This is a genomic window from Streptomyces sp. NPDC089919 (assembly GCF_040684615.1).
In the GTDB taxonomy this organism is placed as follows: domain Bacteria; phylum Actinomycetota; class Actinomycetes; order Streptomycetales; family Streptomycetaceae; genus Streptomyces.
Genome location: NZ_JBFBGK010000052.1, coordinates 19134 through 37769, shown reverse-complemented (window position 1 = coordinate 37769; position 18636 = coordinate 19134). Strand labels below are relative to the sequence as shown.

At 74.6% G+C, this 18636-nt stretch carries 18 protein-coding genes; 8 read left to right on the top strand and 10 right to left on the bottom strand.

Translation table 11 applies throughout. The annotated features are described in order from the left end of the window. Positions 1 to 177: 177 nt before the first annotated feature. The 5 genes from AB0O40_RS21315 to AB0O40_RS21295 form a co-directional block, all read right to left on the bottom strand. Positions 178 to 1263, bottom strand: coding sequence for an aspartate-semialdehyde dehydrogenase (locus AB0O40_RS21315; RefSeq protein ID WP_365043770.1), 1086 nt, complete (start codon positions 1261 to 1263; stop codon positions 178 to 180). Beyond that, positions 1260 to 2534 (bottom strand): aspartate kinase, encoded by a 1275-nt coding sequence (locus AB0O40_RS21310; protein ID WP_365043767.1) that lies wholly within the window; start codon positions 2532 to 2534, stop codon positions 1260 to 1262. Before AB0O40_RS21310 ends, AB0O40_RS21315 begins: the two co-directional genes overlap by 4 nt. A gap of 212 nt (positions 2535 to 2746) precedes the next feature. Beyond that, on the bottom strand, positions 2747 to 3403 hold the full coding sequence (locus AB0O40_RS21305; RefSeq protein WP_365043764.1) for a DUF5063 domain-containing protein: 657 nt from the start codon (positions 3401 to 3403) through the stop codon (positions 2747 to 2749). Further along, a complete protein-coding gene (gene recR / locus AB0O40_RS21300; protein WP_365043761.1) occupies positions 3396 to 3995 on the bottom strand; it encodes a recombination mediator RecR in 600 nt (199 codons plus the stop codon). The genes AB0O40_RS21305 and recR overlap by 8 nt, the downstream gene beginning before the upstream one ends. Positions 3996 to 4053: 58 nt before the next feature. Beyond that, positions 4054 to 4398 carry a YbaB/EbfC family nucleoid-associated protein gene (locus AB0O40_RS21295; protein WP_365043810.1) on the bottom strand — a complete coding sequence of 115 codons (345 nt, stop codon included), beginning with the start codon at positions 4396 to 4398 and terminating at the stop codon, positions 4054 to 4056. A gap of 248 nt (positions 4399 to 4646) precedes the next feature. Here AB0O40_RS21295 and AB0O40_RS21290 point away from each other — a divergent pair, with 248 nt between their 5' ends. Further along, positions 4647 to 5387: an SLATT domain-containing protein gene (locus AB0O40_RS21290; protein WP_365043758.1), complete on the top strand. Its 741-nt coding sequence runs from the start codon at positions 4647 to 4649 to the stop codon at positions 5385 to 5387. 523 nt (positions 5388 to 5910) lie between these two features. On the opposite strand, the gene AB0O40_RS21285 is transcribed toward AB0O40_RS21290, so the two are convergent. Further along, complete coding sequence (locus tag AB0O40_RS21285; protein WP_365043755.1) at positions 5911 to 6819, bottom strand: DUF3027 domain-containing protein; 909 nt, start codon at positions 6817 to 6819, stop codon at positions 5911 to 5913. Positions 6820 to 7255: 436 nt separating this feature from the next. Here AB0O40_RS21285 and AB0O40_RS21280 point away from each other — a divergent pair, with 436 nt between their 5' ends. The 4 genes from AB0O40_RS21280 to AB0O40_RS21265 all read left to right on the top strand — a co-directional run bounded on the left by AB0O40_RS21280 (position 7256) and on the right by AB0O40_RS21265 (position 10921). Continuing rightward, positions 7256 to 8623 carry an MFS transporter gene (locus tag AB0O40_RS21280; protein WP_365043752.1) on the top strand — a complete coding sequence of 456 codons (1368 nt, stop codon included), beginning with the start codon at positions 7256 to 7258 and terminating at the stop codon, positions 8621 to 8623. A gap of 163 nt (positions 8624 to 8786) precedes the next feature. Further along, on the top strand, positions 8787 to 9284 hold the full coding sequence (locus AB0O40_RS21275) for a DUF2771 domain-containing protein (protein WP_365043749.1): 498 nt from the start codon (positions 8787 to 8789) through the stop codon (positions 9282 to 9284). A 13-nt stretch (positions 9285 to 9297) separates the two neighbouring features. Then, on the top strand, positions 9298 to 10041 hold the full coding sequence (locus tag AB0O40_RS21270) for a futalosine hydrolase (RefSeq protein WP_365043746.1): 744 nt from the start codon (positions 9298 to 9300) through the stop codon (positions 10039 to 10041). Beyond that, a complete protein-coding gene (locus AB0O40_RS21265) occupies positions 10019 to 10921 on the top strand; it encodes a 1,4-dihydroxy-6-naphthoate synthase (protein WP_365043742.1) in 903 nt (300 codons plus the stop codon). Before AB0O40_RS21270 ends, AB0O40_RS21265 begins: the two co-directional genes overlap by 23 nt. An 81-nt stretch (positions 10922 to 11002) precedes the next feature. Here AB0O40_RS21265 and AB0O40_RS21260 read toward each other — a convergent pair whose 3' ends face one another. Beyond that, a complete protein-coding gene (locus tag AB0O40_RS21260) occupies positions 11003 to 11386 on the bottom strand; it encodes a cold-shock protein (RefSeq protein ID WP_108149430.1) in 384 nt (127 codons plus the stop codon). Positions 11387 to 11554: 168 nt separating this feature from the next. On the opposite strand from AB0O40_RS21260, the gene AB0O40_RS21255 reads away from it, so the two are divergent. After that, on the top strand, positions 11555 to 11833 hold the full coding sequence (locus AB0O40_RS21255) for a hypothetical protein (protein ID WP_365043739.1): 279 nt from the start codon (positions 11555 to 11557) through the stop codon (positions 11831 to 11833). Positions 11834 to 11872: 39 nt separating this feature from the next. Here the strand turns inward: AB0O40_RS21255 and AB0O40_RS21250 are convergent, their stop codons facing one another. Next, a complete protein-coding gene (locus AB0O40_RS21250) occupies positions 11873 to 12490 on the bottom strand; it encodes an HAD family hydrolase (protein WP_365043737.1) in 618 nt (205 codons plus the stop codon). A gap of 129 nt (positions 12491 to 12619) precedes the next feature. Then, positions 12620 to 13693 (bottom strand): hypothetical protein, encoded by a 1074-nt coding sequence (locus AB0O40_RS21245; protein WP_365043735.1) that lies wholly within the window; start codon positions 13691 to 13693, stop codon positions 12620 to 12622. Between the two features lie 101 nt (positions 13694 to 13794). Between AB0O40_RS21245 and AB0O40_RS21240 the strand changes: the two genes are divergently transcribed. Together AB0O40_RS21240 and AB0O40_RS21235 are read left to right on the top strand one after the other, a co-directional pair. Next, positions 13795 to 16392 (top strand): helicase C-terminal domain-containing protein, encoded by a 2598-nt coding sequence (locus tag AB0O40_RS21240; RefSeq protein WP_365043732.1) that lies wholly within the window; start codon positions 13795 to 13797, stop codon positions 16390 to 16392. A 118-nt stretch (positions 16393 to 16510) separates the two neighbouring features. Continuing rightward, the gene (locus tag AB0O40_RS21235) at positions 16511 to 18160 is read left to right on the top strand and encodes a DNA repair helicase XPB (RefSeq protein ID WP_365043729.1); all 1650 of its coding nucleotides are present in this window, start codon (positions 16511 to 16513) and stop codon (positions 18158 to 18160) included. A gap of 85 nt (positions 18161 to 18245) precedes the next feature. Here the strand turns inward: AB0O40_RS21235 and AB0O40_RS21230 are convergent, their stop codons facing one another. Next, entirely contained in the window at positions 18246 to 18455 is a 210-nt protein-coding gene (locus AB0O40_RS21230) for a hypothetical protein (protein WP_365043726.1), read from the bottom strand. Positions 18456 to 18636 lie beyond the last annotated feature (181 nt).

Genomic DNA, 18636 nt, shown 5'->3' with positions numbered 1-18636 from the left:
CCGTCAAGGTTGTACGCCGGGGGCACCCCAATCGGTGGCGCGTCACATGCCCTCATGCGTACCCGTTTCTTCCCGTTGCCCCATTCATCAGGCGGCAGTCGGGCCATCACCTTGATCACGGGATCACTGAAGATCCTACAAAGGGACCCGCGAGGGGGGTTCGGCCAGGCCGTCCGTTCACCGGGACGCGGACTCCGCGGCGAGCAGTTCCGCGATCTGCGCGGCGTTGAGGGCGGCGCCCTTGCGCAGATTGTCCATCGATACGAAGAATTCCAGCCCGCAGGGGTCGTCCAGGGACCGGCGCACCCGGCCCACCCAGGCCGGATCGGTGCCCACCGCGTCGGCGGGGGTGGGGAACTCGCCGGTGGCGGGGTCGTCGACCAGCACCACCCCGGGGGCGGCGGCAAGGATCTCGTGGGCCCGGGCGAGCGACACCTCGCCCTCGAAGCGGGCGCGGACGGACAGGGAGTGGCCGGTGACCACCGGCACCCGCACGCAGGTGACCGCGACCGGCAGCGCCTCCAGGCCCAGCACCTTGCGGGTCTCGGCCCGCACCGCCAGCTCCTCCGAGGACCAGCCGTCCTCGGCGGGCTCCCCGGACCAGGGGACGACGTTGAGCGCCAGCGGCGCGGCGAAGGGGCCCAGGTCCTCGCCCACGGCCCGGCGGACGTCCCCGGGCTGCCCGCCCAGTTCCCTACCGGCGACCAGGGCGAGCTGGCGGCGCAGCGCGTCGGTGCCGGGCAGCCCGGCGGAGCTCGCCGCCTGGTACGAGGAGACGGTCAGGTCCCGCAGGCCGAACTCGGCGTGCAGGGCGCCCACCACGACGGTGAGGGCGAGGGTGGTGGCGCCGGGGCCGGCGAGGATGCCGCGGGGCCGGATCCGGGCGGCGGCGGCGTTGAGCTCGGGCACCACCAGCGGGACCTCGGGGTCCGCGCGGAAGGCCCCGGACTGGTCCACCACCACGGCTCCGCGGGCGGTGACGTCCGGCGCCCAGCGGGCACAGACGTCGTCGGCGGTCAGGAAGACCACCACGTCCCCCGGTCCGAGGCCTTCGAAGGCGTCCTCGGTCAGGGGCAGGACCTCGCACTCCTCCCCCCGGACGGCCAGTGGCCGGCCGGCCGCGCGGTCGGCGGGGGAGGCGGCGATCAGGCGGATGCCGCCCCAGACGTCGGCGCGCTGGGACAGGATCTGCAGCAGGACGGAACCCACCGCTCCGGCCGCCCCGACCACGGCGAGCGCCGGGGCGGACCGGGGGTCGGTCATCGTCCGGTGCCTCCGTAGACGACGGCCTCGTCGCTGTCGGAGTCGAGGCCGAAGGCGGTGTGCACCGCGCGGACGGCCTCGTTGACGTCGTCCTGGCGGGTGACCACGGAGATGCGGATCTCGGAGGTGGAGATCAGCTCGATGTTCACACCGGCCTCGGACAGCGCCGTGAAGAAGTCGGCGGTGACGCCCGGGTTGGTCTTCATGCCCGCGCCGACCAGGGAGATCTTGCCGATCTGGTCGTCGTAGCGCAGGGAGTCGAAGCCGATCGTGCCCTTCGCCTTCTCCAGGGCCTCGATGGCCTTGGAGCCCTCGGCCTTGGGGAGCGTGAAGGAGATGTCCGTCAGGCCCGTGGAGGCCGCCGAGACGTTCTGCACGATCATGTCGATGTTGATCTCGGCGTCCGAGATCGCGCGGAAGATCGCGGCGGCCTCGCCCGGCTTGTCCGGGACGCCGACGACCGTGACCTTGGCTTCGGAGACGTCGTGGGCGACTCCGGAGATGATGGCGTGCTCCACCGCTTCGTCCCCTTGAGGGTTCTCGTTGCTGACCCAGGTGCCGCGCAGTCCGGAGAAGGACGAGCGGACGTGGATCGGGATGTTGTATCGGCGCGCGTACTCGACGCAGCGGTGCAGCAGCACCTTGGAGCCGGAGGCGGCCAGCTCCAGCATGTCCTCGGAGGAGATCCAGTCGATCTTCCGGGCCTTCTTGACCACCCGCGGGTCGGCGGTGAAGACGCCGTCCACGTCGGTGTAGATCTCGCAGACCTCGGCCTCCAGCGCCGCGGCCAGGGCGACGGCCGTGGTGTCCGAGCCGCCGCGGCCGAGGGTGGTGATGTCCTTGGAGTCCGCCGAGACGCCCTGGAAGCCGGCGACGATGGCGATGTTGCCGCCGTCCAGCGCGGTGCGGATCCGGCCCGGCGTCACGTCGATGATCCGCGCTTTGTTGTGCACCGAGTCGGTGATCACGCCCGCCTGGCTGCCGGTGAACGACTGGGCTTCGTGGCCCAGGTTTTTGATCGCCATGGCCAGCAGGGCCATGGAGATCCGCTCTCCGGCGGTCAGCAGCATGTCGAATTCACGACCGGTAGGCATCGGGGATACCTGCTCGGCGAGATCGATCAGCTCGTCCGTCGTGTCGCCCATCGCGGACACCACGACGACCACTTGGTGGCCGTCCTTCTTGGCGTCGACGATCCGCTTGGCAACACGCTTGATGCCCTCGGCATCGGCTACGGAGGAGCCTCCGTACTTCTGCACGACAAGGCCCACGTGCGCTCCTCGCTCAGTCCACTAGTGCGGTTCGACCGTCACTACGATCCCGGCCAGTCTAACGAGTGACCGGATCGCGATCGGGGCGTACCGCATCCTGAGACGTGATGTTCACTTCATGATCGATTCGGCGCGTTCCGGACCATTCCGGGCCGCCGCGCGACCGCCCCGGTCCGGTCGGCGGTCGGGGCCGGTCGGCGGTCCGGGGCCGGTCAGCGGCCGCGGAGCCCCAGCGGGCCGCCGATCTCCTGGGCCATGACCTGCCCGGCCTGCTCGGCGAGGTCGTCCTCGGTCAGGTCCTCGTCGGTGTCCAGGCCGTCCAGCTCCTCCAGCGGCTGGTCCAGGCGGACGTGCGCCACCAGCGACTGGAGGGCGCGCAGCGCCGCCGAGGCGGTCGGGCCCCAGTTGGTGAAGTAGGAGAACTGCCACCACCACAGCGCCTCGGTGACCCGGCCGGCGCGGTAGTGGATCAGGCCGTGCCGCAGGTCCGCCACGATGTCCGCGACGTCGTCGGAGAGCCGGTGCGCCACCGGCGCCTTGCGCGGCTCGTACGGGTCGAAGACCTCGGAGTAGACGTCCACCGGGTCGAGCATCAGCGCGAACCGCTCGCGCAGCTCGTCCACGTCCGGCTCCGGCCCGAGGTCCGGCTCGTACCGCTCGTCGGGCAGGACGTCCTCGTGGGCGCCCAGCCGGCCGCCGGTGAGCAGCAGCTGCGAGACCTCGAGGAGCAGGAAGGGCACCGCGCTGTCCGGGTCCTCGCCCTTGGCCACCTCGGTGACGGCCACGATGAAGGACTCGACGGAGTCGGCGATCTGGACGGCGAAGTCGGCCGGATCGCGGCCCACCGCGTGCAGCGTTGCGTCAGACATCGAGAAGTCGCCTTCCTTCAAAGGCCCGCCCGAGCGTGACCTCGTCCGCGTACTCCAGGTCTCCCCCGACGGGGAGCCCGCTGGCCAGGCGGGTGACCTTCAGGCCCATGGGCTTGATCATGCGGGCGAGGTAGGTGGCGGTGGCCTCGCCCTCCAGGTTGGGGTCGGTGGCCAGGATCAGCTCCGTGACCGTGCCGTCCGCCAGCCGCGCCAGCAGCTCGCGGATGCGCAGGTCGTCCGGGCCGACGCCCTCGATGGGGCTGATCGCCCCGCCCAGGACGTGGTAGCGACCCCGGAACTCCCGGGTCCGCTCGATCGCGACCACGTCCTTGGGCTCCTCCACCACGCAGACGACGGTGTCGTCGCGGCGCGGGTCGCGGCAGATGTTGCACCGCTCCTCCTGCGCGACATTTCCGCAGACCGCGCAGAAGCGCACCTTCTCCTTGACCTCCAGCAGTGCGTGCGCGAGCCGCCGGACGTCGGTGGGCTCGGCCTGCAGGATGTGGAAGGCGATCCGCTGGGCGCTCTTGGGCCCGACGCCGGGCAGCCTGCCCAGTTCGTCGATCAGGTCCTGGACCACGCCTTCGTACAACGGACTCGGCCTTCTCTCTCTGTCGCTGCTGAGGTACGTACGGTAGTGCCGGGGAGGGTCAGAAGGGCAGACCCGGGATGCCCGAACCGCCGCCCAGGCCCTGGGCCAGCGGGCCGAGTTTCTCCTGCTGGAGCTGCTGGGCGTTCTCGTTGGCCGCCTGGACCGCCGCGACGACCAGGTCGGCAAGGGTCTCGGTGTCCTCGGGGTCGACCGCCTTCGGGTCGATCACCAGGGCGCGCAGCTCGCCGGAGCCGGTCACCGTGGCGCGCACGAGACCGCCGCCCGCCTGGCCCTCGACCTCGGTGGCGGCAAGCGCCTCCTGGGCCGCGGCGAGGTCCTGCTGCATCTTCTGGGCCTGCTTCAGCAGCTGCTGCATGTTGGGCTGGCCACCACCGGGAATCACGGTCACTCGCTCCTGTCTCTTGCGGTCAAACCGAGCCTACGTGGTCCCCGCGTGCCGCGCCCTACGCCGTGAGGACCAACTCTTTCGGGTGAGAGTGGAGCCGCCCCCGTACCTGATCAAGACCTCCTTGCGGGCGGTATTCCGGGGATTCGTCGTCCATACCCCGCCGTTCGGCGGTAGGAAGGGCTAGCGCATCATTGCGCACACGCGCACCACCATCACGTCAGCGCAGGCAGAGGGAGTGCCGGGTGAGCCAGCCGGAAATGCAGCCCGAGGGGCCGCCCCGGGATCCGCGGGAGGACGGTGACCCGAAGGCACCGGACCTGACCGGCCACCCCTTCCCCCTCGGAGACTGGGGAGAGCCCGCGGAGCGCCTGGACGAGCTCTACCGGTGGGTCGAGGCCGACGCCCTGAAGACCGCCGCCTGGTACCTCTCCGACCGCGCCTGGAAGCGGCGCGGCGCGCGGGTGCTGCGCGCGGTGGCCGCCGCGGGCGGGGTCGGCGGGGCCGCCCTGCCGCTGCTGGAGCTGACCGGGGCGGTGCAGGGCGCGGCCGTCTACGGCTACCTGTCCCTGATGGCCGCCGCCGCGGCGCTGGCCTGCGACCGGTTCTTCGGGCTGACCTCGGGCTGGATGCGGGACGTGGCCACCGCCCAGGCGGTGCAGCGCCGACTGGGCACGCTGCAGTTCGACTGGGCCTCGGAGAACGTCCGCGAGGTGCTGGGCCCCACGGAGGGCACGGCCAGCGAGGCGGCCGAGCGGTGCCTGGGGGTGCTGCGGCGGTTCTCCGAGGACGTGACCGAGCTGGTGCGGTCGGAGACGGCCGACTGGATGGTGGAGTTCCGGTCCGGTCCGGCGCCGCTCGTGATGCAGTCCCTCAGCGCGGGCTCGGCCCGGCCGGACGCCGGGGCCGCCCCCGTCCGCTTCCCCCTCCCCCCGGGCACCCGCCCCAACATGCCCCGCCAACGCCCCCCGGAACAACCCCGCTGACCCAGCGCCGCCCCCGGCCCGTACGCCCGGCCGCCGGCGCTACCGCCCTGGCCTTGTACGCGTGCCCGCGTGCGTCCTTCGGCGCGGCCGTCCAGGCCTTGTACGCGTGCCCGCGGGTGGTCGGGATGTGCGGGGAGCCGCCTCCAGCCCCGGCGGGGCAAATCCAGCCCCGCCGGCGATTGAGGCGCGGGGTCCGGGGCAGCGCCCCGAAACCTGGGCCCCGCCCACCCTTTGGCACGGCCGCCGCCGGGGACACCTCCAGCCCCGCCGGCGATTGAGGCGCGGCTCCCGGGCCCGCGCCCGGCCGCTGCGCGGAGCCAGACCCCACCCCGCCCCTTCCCGAAACCGGTGGGCTCCGCCCCCGGATCCCCCGCACCGCCGCTCCGCGACGGTCGCCTCAAACGCCGGCGGGGCTGGGTATGCCGGACCGCCGGCCGGATCGGGGCAAGCCGCGGCCGGGCGGACCAAGGGCCAGGCCGGCCGGGCCAAGGGCCGGTCAGGGCCGGGCCCAGGACCGGGTGGGTTACGAGTGGCCGAGGTCCGGTTCGGGGAGGTCGGTGGTGGGGACGGAGCCGGCGTCCGGGGCGGGGCGGAGGGGGAAGGCGTCCACGGCCATGGAGTCGAGGACGGGGGGAGCCGGGCGGAGGGGCTTCGGCATGACGGCCGCCTCCGAGTGCCCACCGCACCCGTACGCCAGCGACACCAGCCGCCCGTCCGCCGGACCGAACTCGTTGGCGCACACCCCGAAGGCCTGCCCCAGCGAGCCGCCGATCGCCACCAGGAAGCCGCAGGACACGCAGGAGGCCGGCGCCGCCTGCGCCATCGGGGTCTTCGCGCCGAAGCCCTCGTCCCAGCGGTCGGCCGCGGTGTGCAGCCCGTACCGCGACAGGACCCGCGCCCGGCGCAGGCCGAGTTCTTCCGCCACGGAGGTGATGGAGCCGCGCTCCGGCACCGTCACCCGGTCGGTGAAGGCCACGTCCTCCGCCTCGGCGAGGTCCCGCACCTCCTCCGAGACGACGGAGTTCGGCGGCGGGGCGTCCTCGCCCGTGTAGCCCGGCTCCAGCCGCAGGTCCTCGGCCTCGGTGGGCAGCAGGTCGCCCGGCCCCATGTCACCCGGCCGCAGCCGCTCGCTCCACGGCACCCACTCGGGTGCCAGCAGCGCGTCGGGCCCGGGCAGGAGCACCGTTTCGTCGAGGGTGACGACCTTGGCCCGGGAGGCCCGGGCCACGGTCACGGCCCAGCGCCAGCCCCGGTAGCCCGCGTCCTCGCAGGCGAAGTAGTGGGTGACGACCCGGTCGCCCTCCGCGGTCACGGAGACGTGCTCGCCCACCGAGCCGGGGGCGGCGGCCTCCTCGGCCGCCGCGCGGGCGAGCTCTACGGCCTCGGCGCACAGGCGGTCGGGGGTACGGCTTCGCGTCGTCGCAGCACTCACAGGTCTCGTTCTCTCCTACGCCGTCTCACGAGTGCGCCGTCCGTCCGTGACAACAACCGTCGGTCCTGTCCGTACGTGGCGCGGGCGGAGCGGACCAAAGGGCCGCGTCGACGTCCGCGCCCGATCGGCCTCGGGCGCACCTCTTGTGAACCATTCTGCGGGATCGCGAAGAGGCGCGCGGCCAAGAGCAACCGCCGGTGGCGCGCTACGCACGCTACCTCCTCCGCAGCGCTGGGCCCACCTGCACGTCCGATTCGCGGACAGGAAGCGGAGAGCGAAGCACCCCCGCGAAGCCCCTCGGAAGCCCCCCGGAAGCCCCCACGACGCCCCCGCGAAGCCCGCACGGACCCTTCTCGCCGCTCCCCGACGACCGCCGACACCCCCTGAACGAGGCCCCTTGGGCCCGTAACGCGACGGGTTGGGGCACTATGGCCACGTGGCAGCCGCACGGTCCAACGACGACGGCTCGGGCCGGGCCCGCAGGGCCGGACGGGCGGTCGGCCGTGCCCTCCACCTGCCGATCACCGGCACCGCCCGCGGCATCCGGCGCGCCACCCACGCCCACGGAGCCGGCGAATCCGGCCTCGGCAAGCTGATCGAACTGCACGCCGTGAACGGCGCGGGGGACGTGCTGATCACCGTCGCCCTGGCCTCCACCGTCTTCTTCTCCGTCCCCACCGACGAGGCCCGCGGCCGGGTCGCCCTCTACCTCGCCATCACCATGGCGCCCTTCACCCTGCTGGCCCCCGTCATCGGGCCGCTGCTCGACCGGCTGCCGCACGGCCGGCGCGCCGCGATGGCCGGCGCGATGCTGACCCGCGCGGTGCTGGCCCTGACGATGTCCACCGCCGTGGCCACCGGCGGGCTCCAGCTCTACCCCGCGGCGCTCGGTGTGCTGGTCGCCTCCAAGGCGTACGGCGTGGTCCGCAGCGCCGTGGTGCCCCGGCTGCTGCCGCCGAAGTTCTCCCTCGTCAAGGCGAACTCCCGGGTGACCCTGGCGGGCCTGCTGGCGACCGGCGCGGCGGCCCCGGTCGGCGCCGCCCTGCACCTGGTCGGCGCCCCCTGGCCGCTGTACGGCGCGTCCGTGGTCTTCATCGGCGGCACGATCCTGTCGCTGAGCCTCCCCCACAAGGTCGACTCCGCCAAGGGCGAGCGGCGGGCCCGGCTCTCCACCCACGAGGCGCGCCGGGAGCGTTCCCGGCGCCCGGGGCTGCGGGCCATCAGCACCTCCGTGCTGTGCGGCCTGTGGGCCAATGCGGCGATGCGCTCGCTCTCCGGCTTCCTGATCTTCTTCCTGGCCTTCCTGCTGCGCGAGCACCCGCTCTCGGGGCAGAGCGCCGCCGTCTCGCTGGGCATCGTCGGCGTGTCGGCGGGCGTGGGGAACGCCTGCGGCACCGCGGTCGGCGCCTGGCTGCGGTCCCGCGCGCCGGAGACGATCATCGCGTCCGTGCTGTCCGTGACCCTGGGCGCGGCGGTGGTCGCCGCGGTGTTCTTCTCCGGCCTGCTGATGGCCGTCCTGGGCGCCACGGCCGGCTTCTGCCAGGCGCTGGCCAAGCTCTCCCTGGACGCGATGATCCAGCGGGACGTCCCCGAGGAGATCCGCACCTCCGCCTTCGCCCGTTCCGAGACGCTCCTCCAGATGGCGTGGGTGGTGGGCGGCGCGATCGGCATCGCGCTGCCGCTCAACGGCGTGGTCGGCATGTCGGTGGCGGCCGCGCTGGTCGCGGCCGGCACCGCGATGGCCTACCGGGGCCTGCTCACCACCGCCCGGCACGGCGGCTCCCCCCGCGCCCGGGTGGCCTGAGCCGCACGCCCGCGCGCCGCCCGGGTACGGACACCCGTACAAGCGCCCGTACGGCCACTCGTACGAGCGTCCGAACCGCCCCGGAGCGGCACTCGGGCGGAAACGCCGGGCCCAAGGCGACCCCGCGCGCGGCGGAAACGGCTGGCCCGATAGCCTTCGGCTCATGACCGCACCGCTTATCTCGGGTAAGGGCCGCCGCAGCGTCGCGGCCCTCGGAGCCGTGACCGCCGGCCTCCTCGTCCTCTCCGCCTGCGACAAGCCGACGCCGCTGGCGACCGTGACGGTCGGCAGCTCGTCGGTGTCCGCCGAGGCCAAGTGCACCAAGGCCAAGAACGAGCCGGAGCTGACCGCGGAGAAGGTGCAGAACTGCCTCTCCAGCATCAAGTCCGGCAAGAGCATCGAGTACGCCCGCGGCGACACGCTGCGCCTGGGCGTGGAGCCCGAGGTCGTCGAGGACGGCAAGAAGTGGCAGGCGGTCCTCGACGGACAGCCCATCACCGAGCCCTCCGACAACACCTACCGCTCCTTCCCCGGCGCGGACGTCTTCGCCACCGGCGGCCAGGGCGAGGCCCCGACCTCCAAGAAGCTGGCCTTCATCCAGGTCAGCAAGGACGGCAAGCCGCTGTCCGTCTGGTCCTTCACCCTCAAGCTCAAGAAGTAAGGCGCGGGCGCAGGTGCACGCGCTCGTGGTGACCGCGGTGGCGGCGGAGGCCGACTCCGTCGCCGCCGGTCTGAACCCTCATCCGGACCCGGTCGACCACGCCGCCCGCACCCGCACCCTGCCCGGCGGCCGCACCCTCACCCGGTACGACGTACCGGGCCTGGCCGTCGACGTCCTCGCGGGCGGGGTCGGCCCGGCCGCCGTGGCCGCTGCCACCGCCACCGCGCTCGCGGTGGCCGAGCGGCCGTACTCCCTGGTCGTCTCGGCCGGCATCGGCGGCGGCTTCCAGCCCGCCGCCCCGGTCGGCTCGCTCGTGGTGGCCGACGCGATCGTCGCCGCCGACCTGGGCGCCGAGACCGCCGAGGGCTTCCTGACCGTCGAGGAACTGGGCTTCGGCCGGGCCGCGCACCTGCCGCCGGCCGAGCTCACCGCCCGGGCCGCCGAGGCCACCGGCGCCCTCCTCGCGCCCGTCCTGACCGTCTCCACCGTCACCGGCACCGCCGGCCGGGCCGCCGAGCTGGCCGCCCGGCACCCGCTCGCCGCGGCCGAGGCCATGGAGGGCTTCGGGGTGGCGGAGGCCGCCGCGGCGCACCGGCTGCCGGTCCTGGAGCTGCGCGCGATCTCGAACCCGGTGGGCCCCCGCGACCGCGCCGCCTGGCGCATCGGCGAGGCCCTGGCGGCCCTGACCGACGGCTTCGGCCGTCTCGTACCCGTACTCCGGACCTGGGGGCACGATGACCACCAACGGCACTCCTGAGCAGGCGGTTCCCGAGGGGTCCGCGGCGGGGGCCGGCTCCGGCCCGCTGCGGATCGCGTACTCCCCCTGCCCCAACGACACCTTCGTCTTCGACGCCTGGGCGCACGACCGGATCCCCGGCGCGCCCGGGCTGGACGTCACCTTCGCGGACATCGACCTGACCAACGGCATGGCCGAGCGCGGCGAGTTCGACGTGCTGAAGGTCTCGTACGCGGTGCTGCCCTGGGTGCTGGACGAGTACGCCCTGCTGCCCTGCGGCGGCGCGCTGGGCCGGGGCTGCGGCCCGCTGGTGCTCAGCAGCGAGCCGGACATGGATCTGACGGGCCGTACGGTCGCGGTGCCGAGCGAGCGCTCCACGGCCTACCTGCTCTTCCGGCTGTGGGCCGCGGACGTGCTGCCGGCCGGGGTCGGCGAGGTCGTCGTGATGCCCTTCCACGAGATCATGCCCGCGGTCCGGGACGGCAAGGTCGACGCCGGCCTGGTCATCCACGAGGCCCGCTTCACCTACCGCTCGTACGGCCTGCACTGCCTGGCCGACATGGGCGAGCACTGGGAGCGGACCACCGGGCTGCCCATCCCGCTGGGCGCCATCATCGCCAAGCGCTCGCTGGGCGCCGAGCGGCTGCACGCCCTGGCCGCCGCGGCCCGGACCTCGGTACGGATGGCCTGGGACGATCCGGAGGCCTCCCGGCCGTACGTCCGGGCGCACGCGCAGGAGCTGGATCCGGCGGTGGCGGACCAGCACATCGGGCTGTACGTCAACGAGTTCACCGCCGACCTCGGCGAGGCCGGCTACGCGGCGGTGCGCGGGCTGCTGACCCGGGCGGCGGCCGAGGGCCTGGTCCCGCCGCTGGCCCCGGACGCGCTGGCCTTCCCGTAGGGACGACGGTGCCCCGCCGCCCTTGCGGGCAGCGGGGCACGGGCGCGCCTGTCTCTTCCCGGCCTCGCGCCGGGCGTCCGGTCAGACGTCGAGCTGGTCGGCCACCGCCCGCAGCAGGCCGGCGATCTTGGCGCCGTGGACCTTGTCGGGGTAGCGGCCGCGCTCCAGCATGGGCGTGATGTTCTCCAGGAGCGTGGTCAGGTCCTGCACGATCGAGGCCAGCTCGTCGGGCTTGCGCCGCTGCGCCGCCGCGACCGAGGGGGCCGGGTCCAGGACCGTGACCGACAGCGCCTGGTCACCGCGCTGGCCGGCGACCACGCCGAACTCGACGCGCTGCCCGGGCTTGAGTGCGTCCACCCCGGCAGGGAGCACCGACGAGTGGACGAACACGTCGCCGCCGTCATCACGGGAGAGGAAGCCGAAGCCCTTCTCGCTGTTGAACCACTTGACCTTGCCGGTAGGCACGTCTGTCCTCTGTCCTTGTGCTCGTCGGGTCCCGGAAGCCGGAAAAAACGGCTCTGGATAGCAGTACAGCGGGTCGTCAGCGACCCGCCGGACACCAGGCTAATGGTCCGGGAGCGGCTGACAAGACGCCCCCGGTGCTTCCTTCGGCCAGGGAACTACCCTGGTCGGGTGACTGGTACTCCTTTTCCCGGCCAATCCGGCGAAGCCCGCGGCGCGGCGCGCGACGAAGCCCGTCCCGGCGACGGTCTGGTGCGCGCGGGCGGGATCGTCTTCATCGTCGGCGCCGTCGCCACGCTCGTGACGATGGCCCCGCTCTTCCTGGGGACCGAGCCGTTCCCGCCGGTGGCCTACGCGGTCTGCATGCTGATGGGCGTCGGCTTCGCGCTCGCCGCGGGTGGCGTGCTGCGCTCGGCCGCGGCCCAGCGGCGCGAGGCCCGCGGACAGTAGGGCGCGGGCCCCTGCCTGACGAGGCTTCGTACGCCGGGCTCAGGCGCGGGTGGCCGCGTACTCGGTGAGCCAGGCCGGCAGGGCCGTGAGGTCCGGCAGGACCACGTCCGCGCCGGCGGCCGCCAGCTCCTCGGCGTCGCAGGGGCCGGTGGGCACCGCGACCGAGAGGGCGCCGGCCTTGCGGGCCCCGCGGACGTCGCCGACGTGGTCGCCGACGTAGACGCTCGCGCCGTGCTCGCGCAGCGCCTCCGCCTTGGCCTCCGCCCACAGCCAGCCGACCAGGACGTCCGGGCGCAGGCCGATGTGGTCGAGGTGCAGCCGGGCGTTGGGGGCGTGCTTGGCGGTGACGACGATCGCCTTGCCGCCGAGGCCCTGCACGGCCTCGATCGCGGCGTGCGCGCCGGGCATCGCGGGCGTGGGCTCGATGGCGTACGCGGGGTAGAGGGCGCGGTAGCGGTCGCCCATCTCCGCGACGTGCTCCTGCGGGAACCAGTGCCGCAGCTCCTCCTCGAGGGGCGGCCCGAGGCGGGTGACCGCCAGGTCGGCGTCGATGAACGTCCCCGTCTCGGCGGCCAGGGCCGTGTAGGCGGCGTGGATGCCGGGGCGGGAGTCGATCAGCGTCATGTCGAGGTCGAAGCCGACGGTGAGGTCACTCATGCGTCCATTCTGCCGACCCGTCCGGCGCTCCGGGCGACGTCCCCCTGGACGGGGCCTTGCCCCGGGGTGAACAGCCCCGGGCCCGGACCTGCGCCCGGTGCTGTCCCGGCCCCCGGCCCGGCCCCCGGCTCAGACCCGGCGCGAGCGCCACAGCAGGTAGCCGGCGCAGAGCGCGGCGGCCAGCCGCAGGAGCACCCCGCGCAGGTCGGTGAAGGCCTCGGCGCCGCCCCCGGGCGGGATCGCCTCGCCCCAGCGGCCCGCCGAGCGGCCCCACACCCACACCACGGCCCCGGTCAGCACCAGCCCCGGCAGCCCCAGCACCACCCACTTGCGCTCCGCCGAGGACAGCCGCTGCGAGCCGTACACCAGCGCCCAGCCGATCAGCGCGACCAGCCACGAGCCGCTGACCGCGCCGCCCACCAGCACCACCGCGCACAGCAGCAGCCAGGTGTTGGGCCGCACCCGCACGGCCGGCTCCGCGACCGCCGGCTCCGGGGCCGCGGCCGGCGCCGGAGCCGCACCGGCCACCGCGGCCCGCCGCTCCCGCAGCGCGCGGGTGACCGTCCGCAGGCGCCCCAGCGGCGGCCCCGGCTCGGCCGCGGCGGGCGGCTCCTCGGTCTCGTCCTCCTCACCCGGCGGCCGCTTCAGCAGCTCCGGGATCTCGATGCCGCCCGCGAACCCCGCCACCTGGGACGGGCCGTACGCCGGCGGCGCCGCCCGCCACCAGTCGGGCTCCCCGCCGGAGTCCCCGAGCTCGTCGAGCCCGGCCAGGTGCGGGGGCGCGGCCCCGGCGCTGGGCCGCGGCGGCGGGAAGGCGCCCGCCTGCGAGGACTTGCGGAACAGCCGCGGGCCGCGCTGGGCCGGGACCGTCGGCACGGCGGGCGCCGGGGCGGCGGGGGCGGTGGCGGGCGCGGGCACGGTCGGCGCGCCCGGGCCGCCGGCCGGTCCGCCCGGCCCGTCGGACATGCCCGCGCCGCCGCCACCGGCGGCCGCGACGACCTCCTCCGGGGGGCCCAGCCGGTCGAGGATGCGGCGTACCGAAGCCGGGGTCTCCGGCTCGAACTTGGCCCGCTGCCGGTCGATCTCGTTGCGCAGCGTCGACACCAGCCGCATCCGGTCCCCGGACGGCAACTGGCTGCGCTGGGCCAGGTCCCCGACCCGGCTCAGATAGTCGTAGACCAGCTGGTCGCTCTCGATCCCCACGCCGCGGCTCCCCTTCTCGCCCCTCCGCCAGGCCGTTCCAAGACGGTAGCGCGACTTCCCGGCACTCGGCGGGAACTCGCGCAGGGGCTACCGTTGGCCGGATGGACCAGGAGGCGAACGTGTCCGAGAGCGCGCACCCCACCCCCGAGCCCGGGGCCCCCGCCGAGGCGGCGGCGCCGGCCGTCGCCGCGCCCCGCTCGCTGGCCGAGGCCCTGCGCTCGGGCCCGGACACCGCGCTCGCCGCACTCCTGACCGCCCGCCCCGACCTGCTCAACCCGGTCCCGGGGGACGTCACCCAACTGGCCACCCGGGCCGGCACCCGCGCGTCCGTGGTCCGGGCGCTGGAACGCCTGGACCGCTTCGCCCTCCAGGCCGCCGAAGCCCTGGCGGTGGCCCCGGACCCGTGCCCGTACGAGGTCCTCGAGGCCCTGATGACGGGGGACGCCGAACCGGCCGCCGGTCCCTTCCCCGCCTCCTCCGACTTCGGATCGGCCCCGGAGGCCGCCGGGGACCCGGCCGGTCCCGGCACCCCCGACGCGGTCCGGGCCGCGCTCCCCCCGGCCGTGGCACGGCTGCGGGGGCAGGCGCTGGTGTGGGGGGACGACGACCGGCTGCGGCTGGTGCGGACGGCTCGGGAGCTGCTGGCGCCCTCCGCCGCCCGCCCCTCGCCCACCGGACTGGGCCCGACCGTGGCCGAGGCCACCGCCGGGATGTCCCCGGGCCGGGTGCAGGAGATCGTGGCGGCCGTGGGGCTGCCCGCCACCCACGACCCGGTCTCCGCCGTCACCGCCCTGACCGGCCTCTTCACCGACCGGGCGCGGATGGCCGAGCTGCTGGCCGGCGCGCCCGCCGAGGCGCACCACGTCCTGGACCGGCTCTGCTGGGGCCCGCCGTACGGCGAGGTGACCGCGGACCCGACGCCGCCGGTGCGCTGGCTGCGCGACCGGGGCCTGCTGCTGCCCGCCTCGGCCCGGACGGTCGTCCTGCCGCGCGAGGTCGCGCTGTACCTGCGCGGCGGGCGGGCGCACCGGACCACCGAGCCGGTGGCGCCGCCGGTGGCCGCCGCCCGCACGCACCGTCCACAGCTTGTGGACGCCAACGCGGCCGGCCAGGCGCTGGCGGCCGTCGCCACCGTCGAGGACCTGCTGGGCTTCTGGGAGCACGCCGGTCCGCTGGTGCTGCGGGCCGGCGGCCTGGCCGTCCGTGACCTCAAGCGGACCGCCGCCGCCCTGGACGTGCCGGAGCCGCTGGCCGCCTTCTGGATCGAACTGGCCTACGCCGCGGGGCTGGTGGCCAGCGACGGCGAGGCCGACGAGCGCTACGCCCCCACCCCCGCCTACGACGACTGGCTCGAACTGCCGGTGCACGCCCGGTGGGCGGCACTGGCGGCGGCCTGGCTACCGGCCACCCGCACCCCCGGGCTGGTCGGCGAACAGGACTCCAAGGGCCGCACCCTCGCCGCCCTCGGCCCCGAGCTGGACCGCTCGGCCGCGCCCGAGGTCCGGCAGCGGGTGCTGGAACTGCTCGCCGCCCTGCCGGAGGGCGGCGCCCCCGAGCCGGCGGCGCTGCTGGCCCGGCTCGACTGGGAGCGGCCGGTCCGCGGTGGCGGCGGCGACCTGCGCGAGCGGCTGGCCCGGTGGGTGCTCTCGGAGGCCGAACTGCTCGGCGTCACCGGCCGCGGTGCGCTGGCCGGCCAGGCCCGCCCGCTGCTGACCGCCCTCCCCCGGCACCCGGGCGGCGCCCCCGCCACGGACCCGGAGAAGGCCGTCGGGGCGCTGCTCGCCCCGCTGCTGCCCGAGCCCGTGGACCACGTCCTGCTCCAGGCGGACCTGACGGCCGTCGCCCCGGGACCGCTGGAACGGCACCTGGCGCAGACGCTGTCGGTGCTCGCCGACGTCGAGTCCAAGGGCGGTGCGACGGTCTACCGCTTCACCCCCGCCTCGGTCCGGCGGGCCCTGGACGCCGGGCAGGCCGCGGCCGACCTGCACGCCTTCCTCACCCGGCACAGCCGCACGCCGGTGCCCCAGCCGCTGGCGTACCTCATCGACGACGTGGCGCGCCGCCACGGGCACTTGAGGGTGGGCGCCGCCTCGTCCTACGTGCGCTGCGACGACGACGCGATGCTCGACGAGATCCTGGCCGACAAGCGGTCCACGGCCTTGGGCCTGCGGCGGCTGGCGCCCACCGTGCTCGCCGCCCAGGCCGAGCCCACCGCCCTGCTCGAGGGGCTGCGCGCGATGGGCTACGCACCGGCCGCCGAATCGGCCACCGGGGACGTGCTGGTGGCCCGCGCCGACGCGCACCGCACCCCGCGGCGCAGCGCCCCGGTGCCGGTCCCGGACGGCCCGCCGGTGCCGGACGCCACCCTCCTCGGGGCGGCCGTACGCGCCATCCGGGCCGGGGACGCGGCGGCCACGGCGGTCCGCAAGGAGCCGGCCGCGGCGAGCACCGTCCCGGGCGAACTGCCCCGCACCACGCCCGCCGAGACCCTGGCCACCGTCCAGGCCGCCGCCCTGACCGGTACCGCGGTCTGGATCGGCTACGTCAACGCCGAGGGCGCGGCCTCCCAGCGCGTGATCGCCCCGGTCCGCGTCGAAGGCGGCTTCGTCACCGGCTACGACCACACCGCCGACGAGGTCCGCACCTACCCCCTCCACCGCATCACCGGCGTAGCCGAACTGGCCGAGGACCACATCTGACCGCTGGGCCGCATCCAGGCCGACGGCCGCATCCGGCTTCCCGGCCGTGACTGGCCCCCCGTGCGCGGGGCCATGCGGCACACTGGAGGTTTGACCGGATGCAAACGAGGTGCCGTGCGTGAATGGTCCACTGATCGTCCAGAGCGACAAGACGCTTCTTCTCGAGGTCGACCACGAGCTCGCCGATGCCTGCCGTCGGGCGATCGCGCCCTTCGCCGAGCTGGAGCGGGCGCCGGAGCACATCCACACCTATCGGGTGACGCCGCTCGGGCTGTGGAACGCCCGGGCCGCCGGGCATGACGCCGAGCAGGTCGTCGACGCGCTGGTGGAGTTCTCCCGCTATCCCGTCCCGCACGCCCTGCTGGTGGACGTCGCGGAGACGATGGCCCGCTACGGCCGGCTGACCCTCTCCAAGCACCCCACCCACGGGCTGGTGCTCACCAGCACCGACCGGCCGGTGCTCGAGGAGATCCTGCGCTCCAAGCGGATCACCCCGCTGGTCGGGGCCCGCATCGACCCGGACACGGTGGTCGTGCACCCCTCCGAGCGCGGCCAGATCAAGCAGACGCTGCTCAAGCTCGGCTGGCCCGCCGAGGACCTGGCCGGGTACGTCGACGGCGAGGCGCACCCCATCGAACTGGCGGAGGACGGCTGGTCCCTGCGGCCCTACCAGCGCCAGGCCGTGGAGGGCTTCTGGCACGGCGGCTCGGGCGTGGTCGTGCTGCCCTGCGGCGCGGGCAAGACGCTGGTCGGCGCCGGGGCGATGGCGGCCGCCAAGGCCACCACCCTGATCCTGGTGACCAACACCGTCTCCGCCCGGCAGTGGAAGCACGAGCTGGTCAAGCGGACCTCGCTCACCGAGGAGGAGATCGGCGAGTACAGCGGGACCCGCAAGGAGATCCGGCCCGTCACCATCGCGACCTACCAGGTGCTGACGACCAAGCGGAAGGGCGTCTACCCGCACCTGGAGCTCTTCGACTCGCGGGACTGGGGGCTGATCGTCTACGACGAGGTGCACCTGCTGCCGGCGCCGGTGTTCAAGTTCACCGCCGACCTCCAGGCCCGCCGCCGCCTCGGCCTCACTGCCACCCTGGTCCGCGAGGACGGCCGGGAGTCGGACGTCTTCTCGCTGATCGGGCCCAAGCGCTTCGACGCGCCCTGGAAGGAGATCGAGGCGCAGGGCTACATCGCGCCGGCCGACTGCGTCGAGGTGCGGGTCAACCTCACCGAGAGCGAGCGGCTGGCCTATGCGACCGCCGAGACGGAGGAGAAGTACCGCTTCTGTGCGACCACCGCCACGAAGCGGAAGGTCACCGAGGCGCTGGTGCGCCGCCACCGTGGTGAGCAGACGCTGGTCATCGGGCAGTACATCGACCAGCTCGACGAGCTGGGCGAGCACCTGGACGCGCCCGTCATCAAGGGCGAGACCTCGAACGCGCAGCGCGAGAAGCTGTTCGACGCCTTCCGGCAGGGCGAGATCAACGTCCTGGTGGTCTCGAAGGTCGCGAACTTCTCGATCGACCTTCCGGAGGCGACCGTCGCCATCCAGGTCTCGGGGACCTTCGGTTCGCGCCAGGAGGAGGCCCAGCGGCTGGGGCGGGTGCTGCGCCCGAAGGCCGACGGGCACGAGGCGCGCTTCTACTCGGTCGTCGCCCGGGACACCATCGACCAGGACTTCGCCGCCCACCGGCAGCGCTTCCTCGCCGAGCAGGGCTACGCCTACCGGATCATGGACGCGGACGAACTGCTCGCGAACGACGCGGAGTAGCCGCTCGCCCGGGCGCCCGGGGGCACGGGGCACGACGTCGGCGCCGGGCCGGCCGGATACGGCGCGGACGCCGCGGGGCCGGGGGTCAGCGGCGTATGACTCCCGCGTCCTCGGCGTACTCGCCGAGCAGGACCACGCTGACGGCGGTGCCCGCGAAGACCTTGGCCGCGTGCAGGATGCCGCGGGGCCGGGGGCGGGCGTGCGCCCGCTTCTCGGCGCCGGCGTGGGGGTCGGAGACGGTGGCGGCGCCGCTCGGGCGGCCGCCCTGGATCGGGGTGAAGGTTGCGGTGCTCATGTATCCATGGTCGCGATCCGGGCCCCCGCGCACATCGGCCTGCAGAGCCAATCCCGGGCCCCCGGGAGTCATCCTCACGAGCCACCCCGTGCTCCCAAAGGTCTACCGAAGGTCGGAGAGCACCCGTAGGGCCCGGCCCGTCCCGGGCCCGAAAACCGTTCGCGGCCCCGGCTCCCGCGCA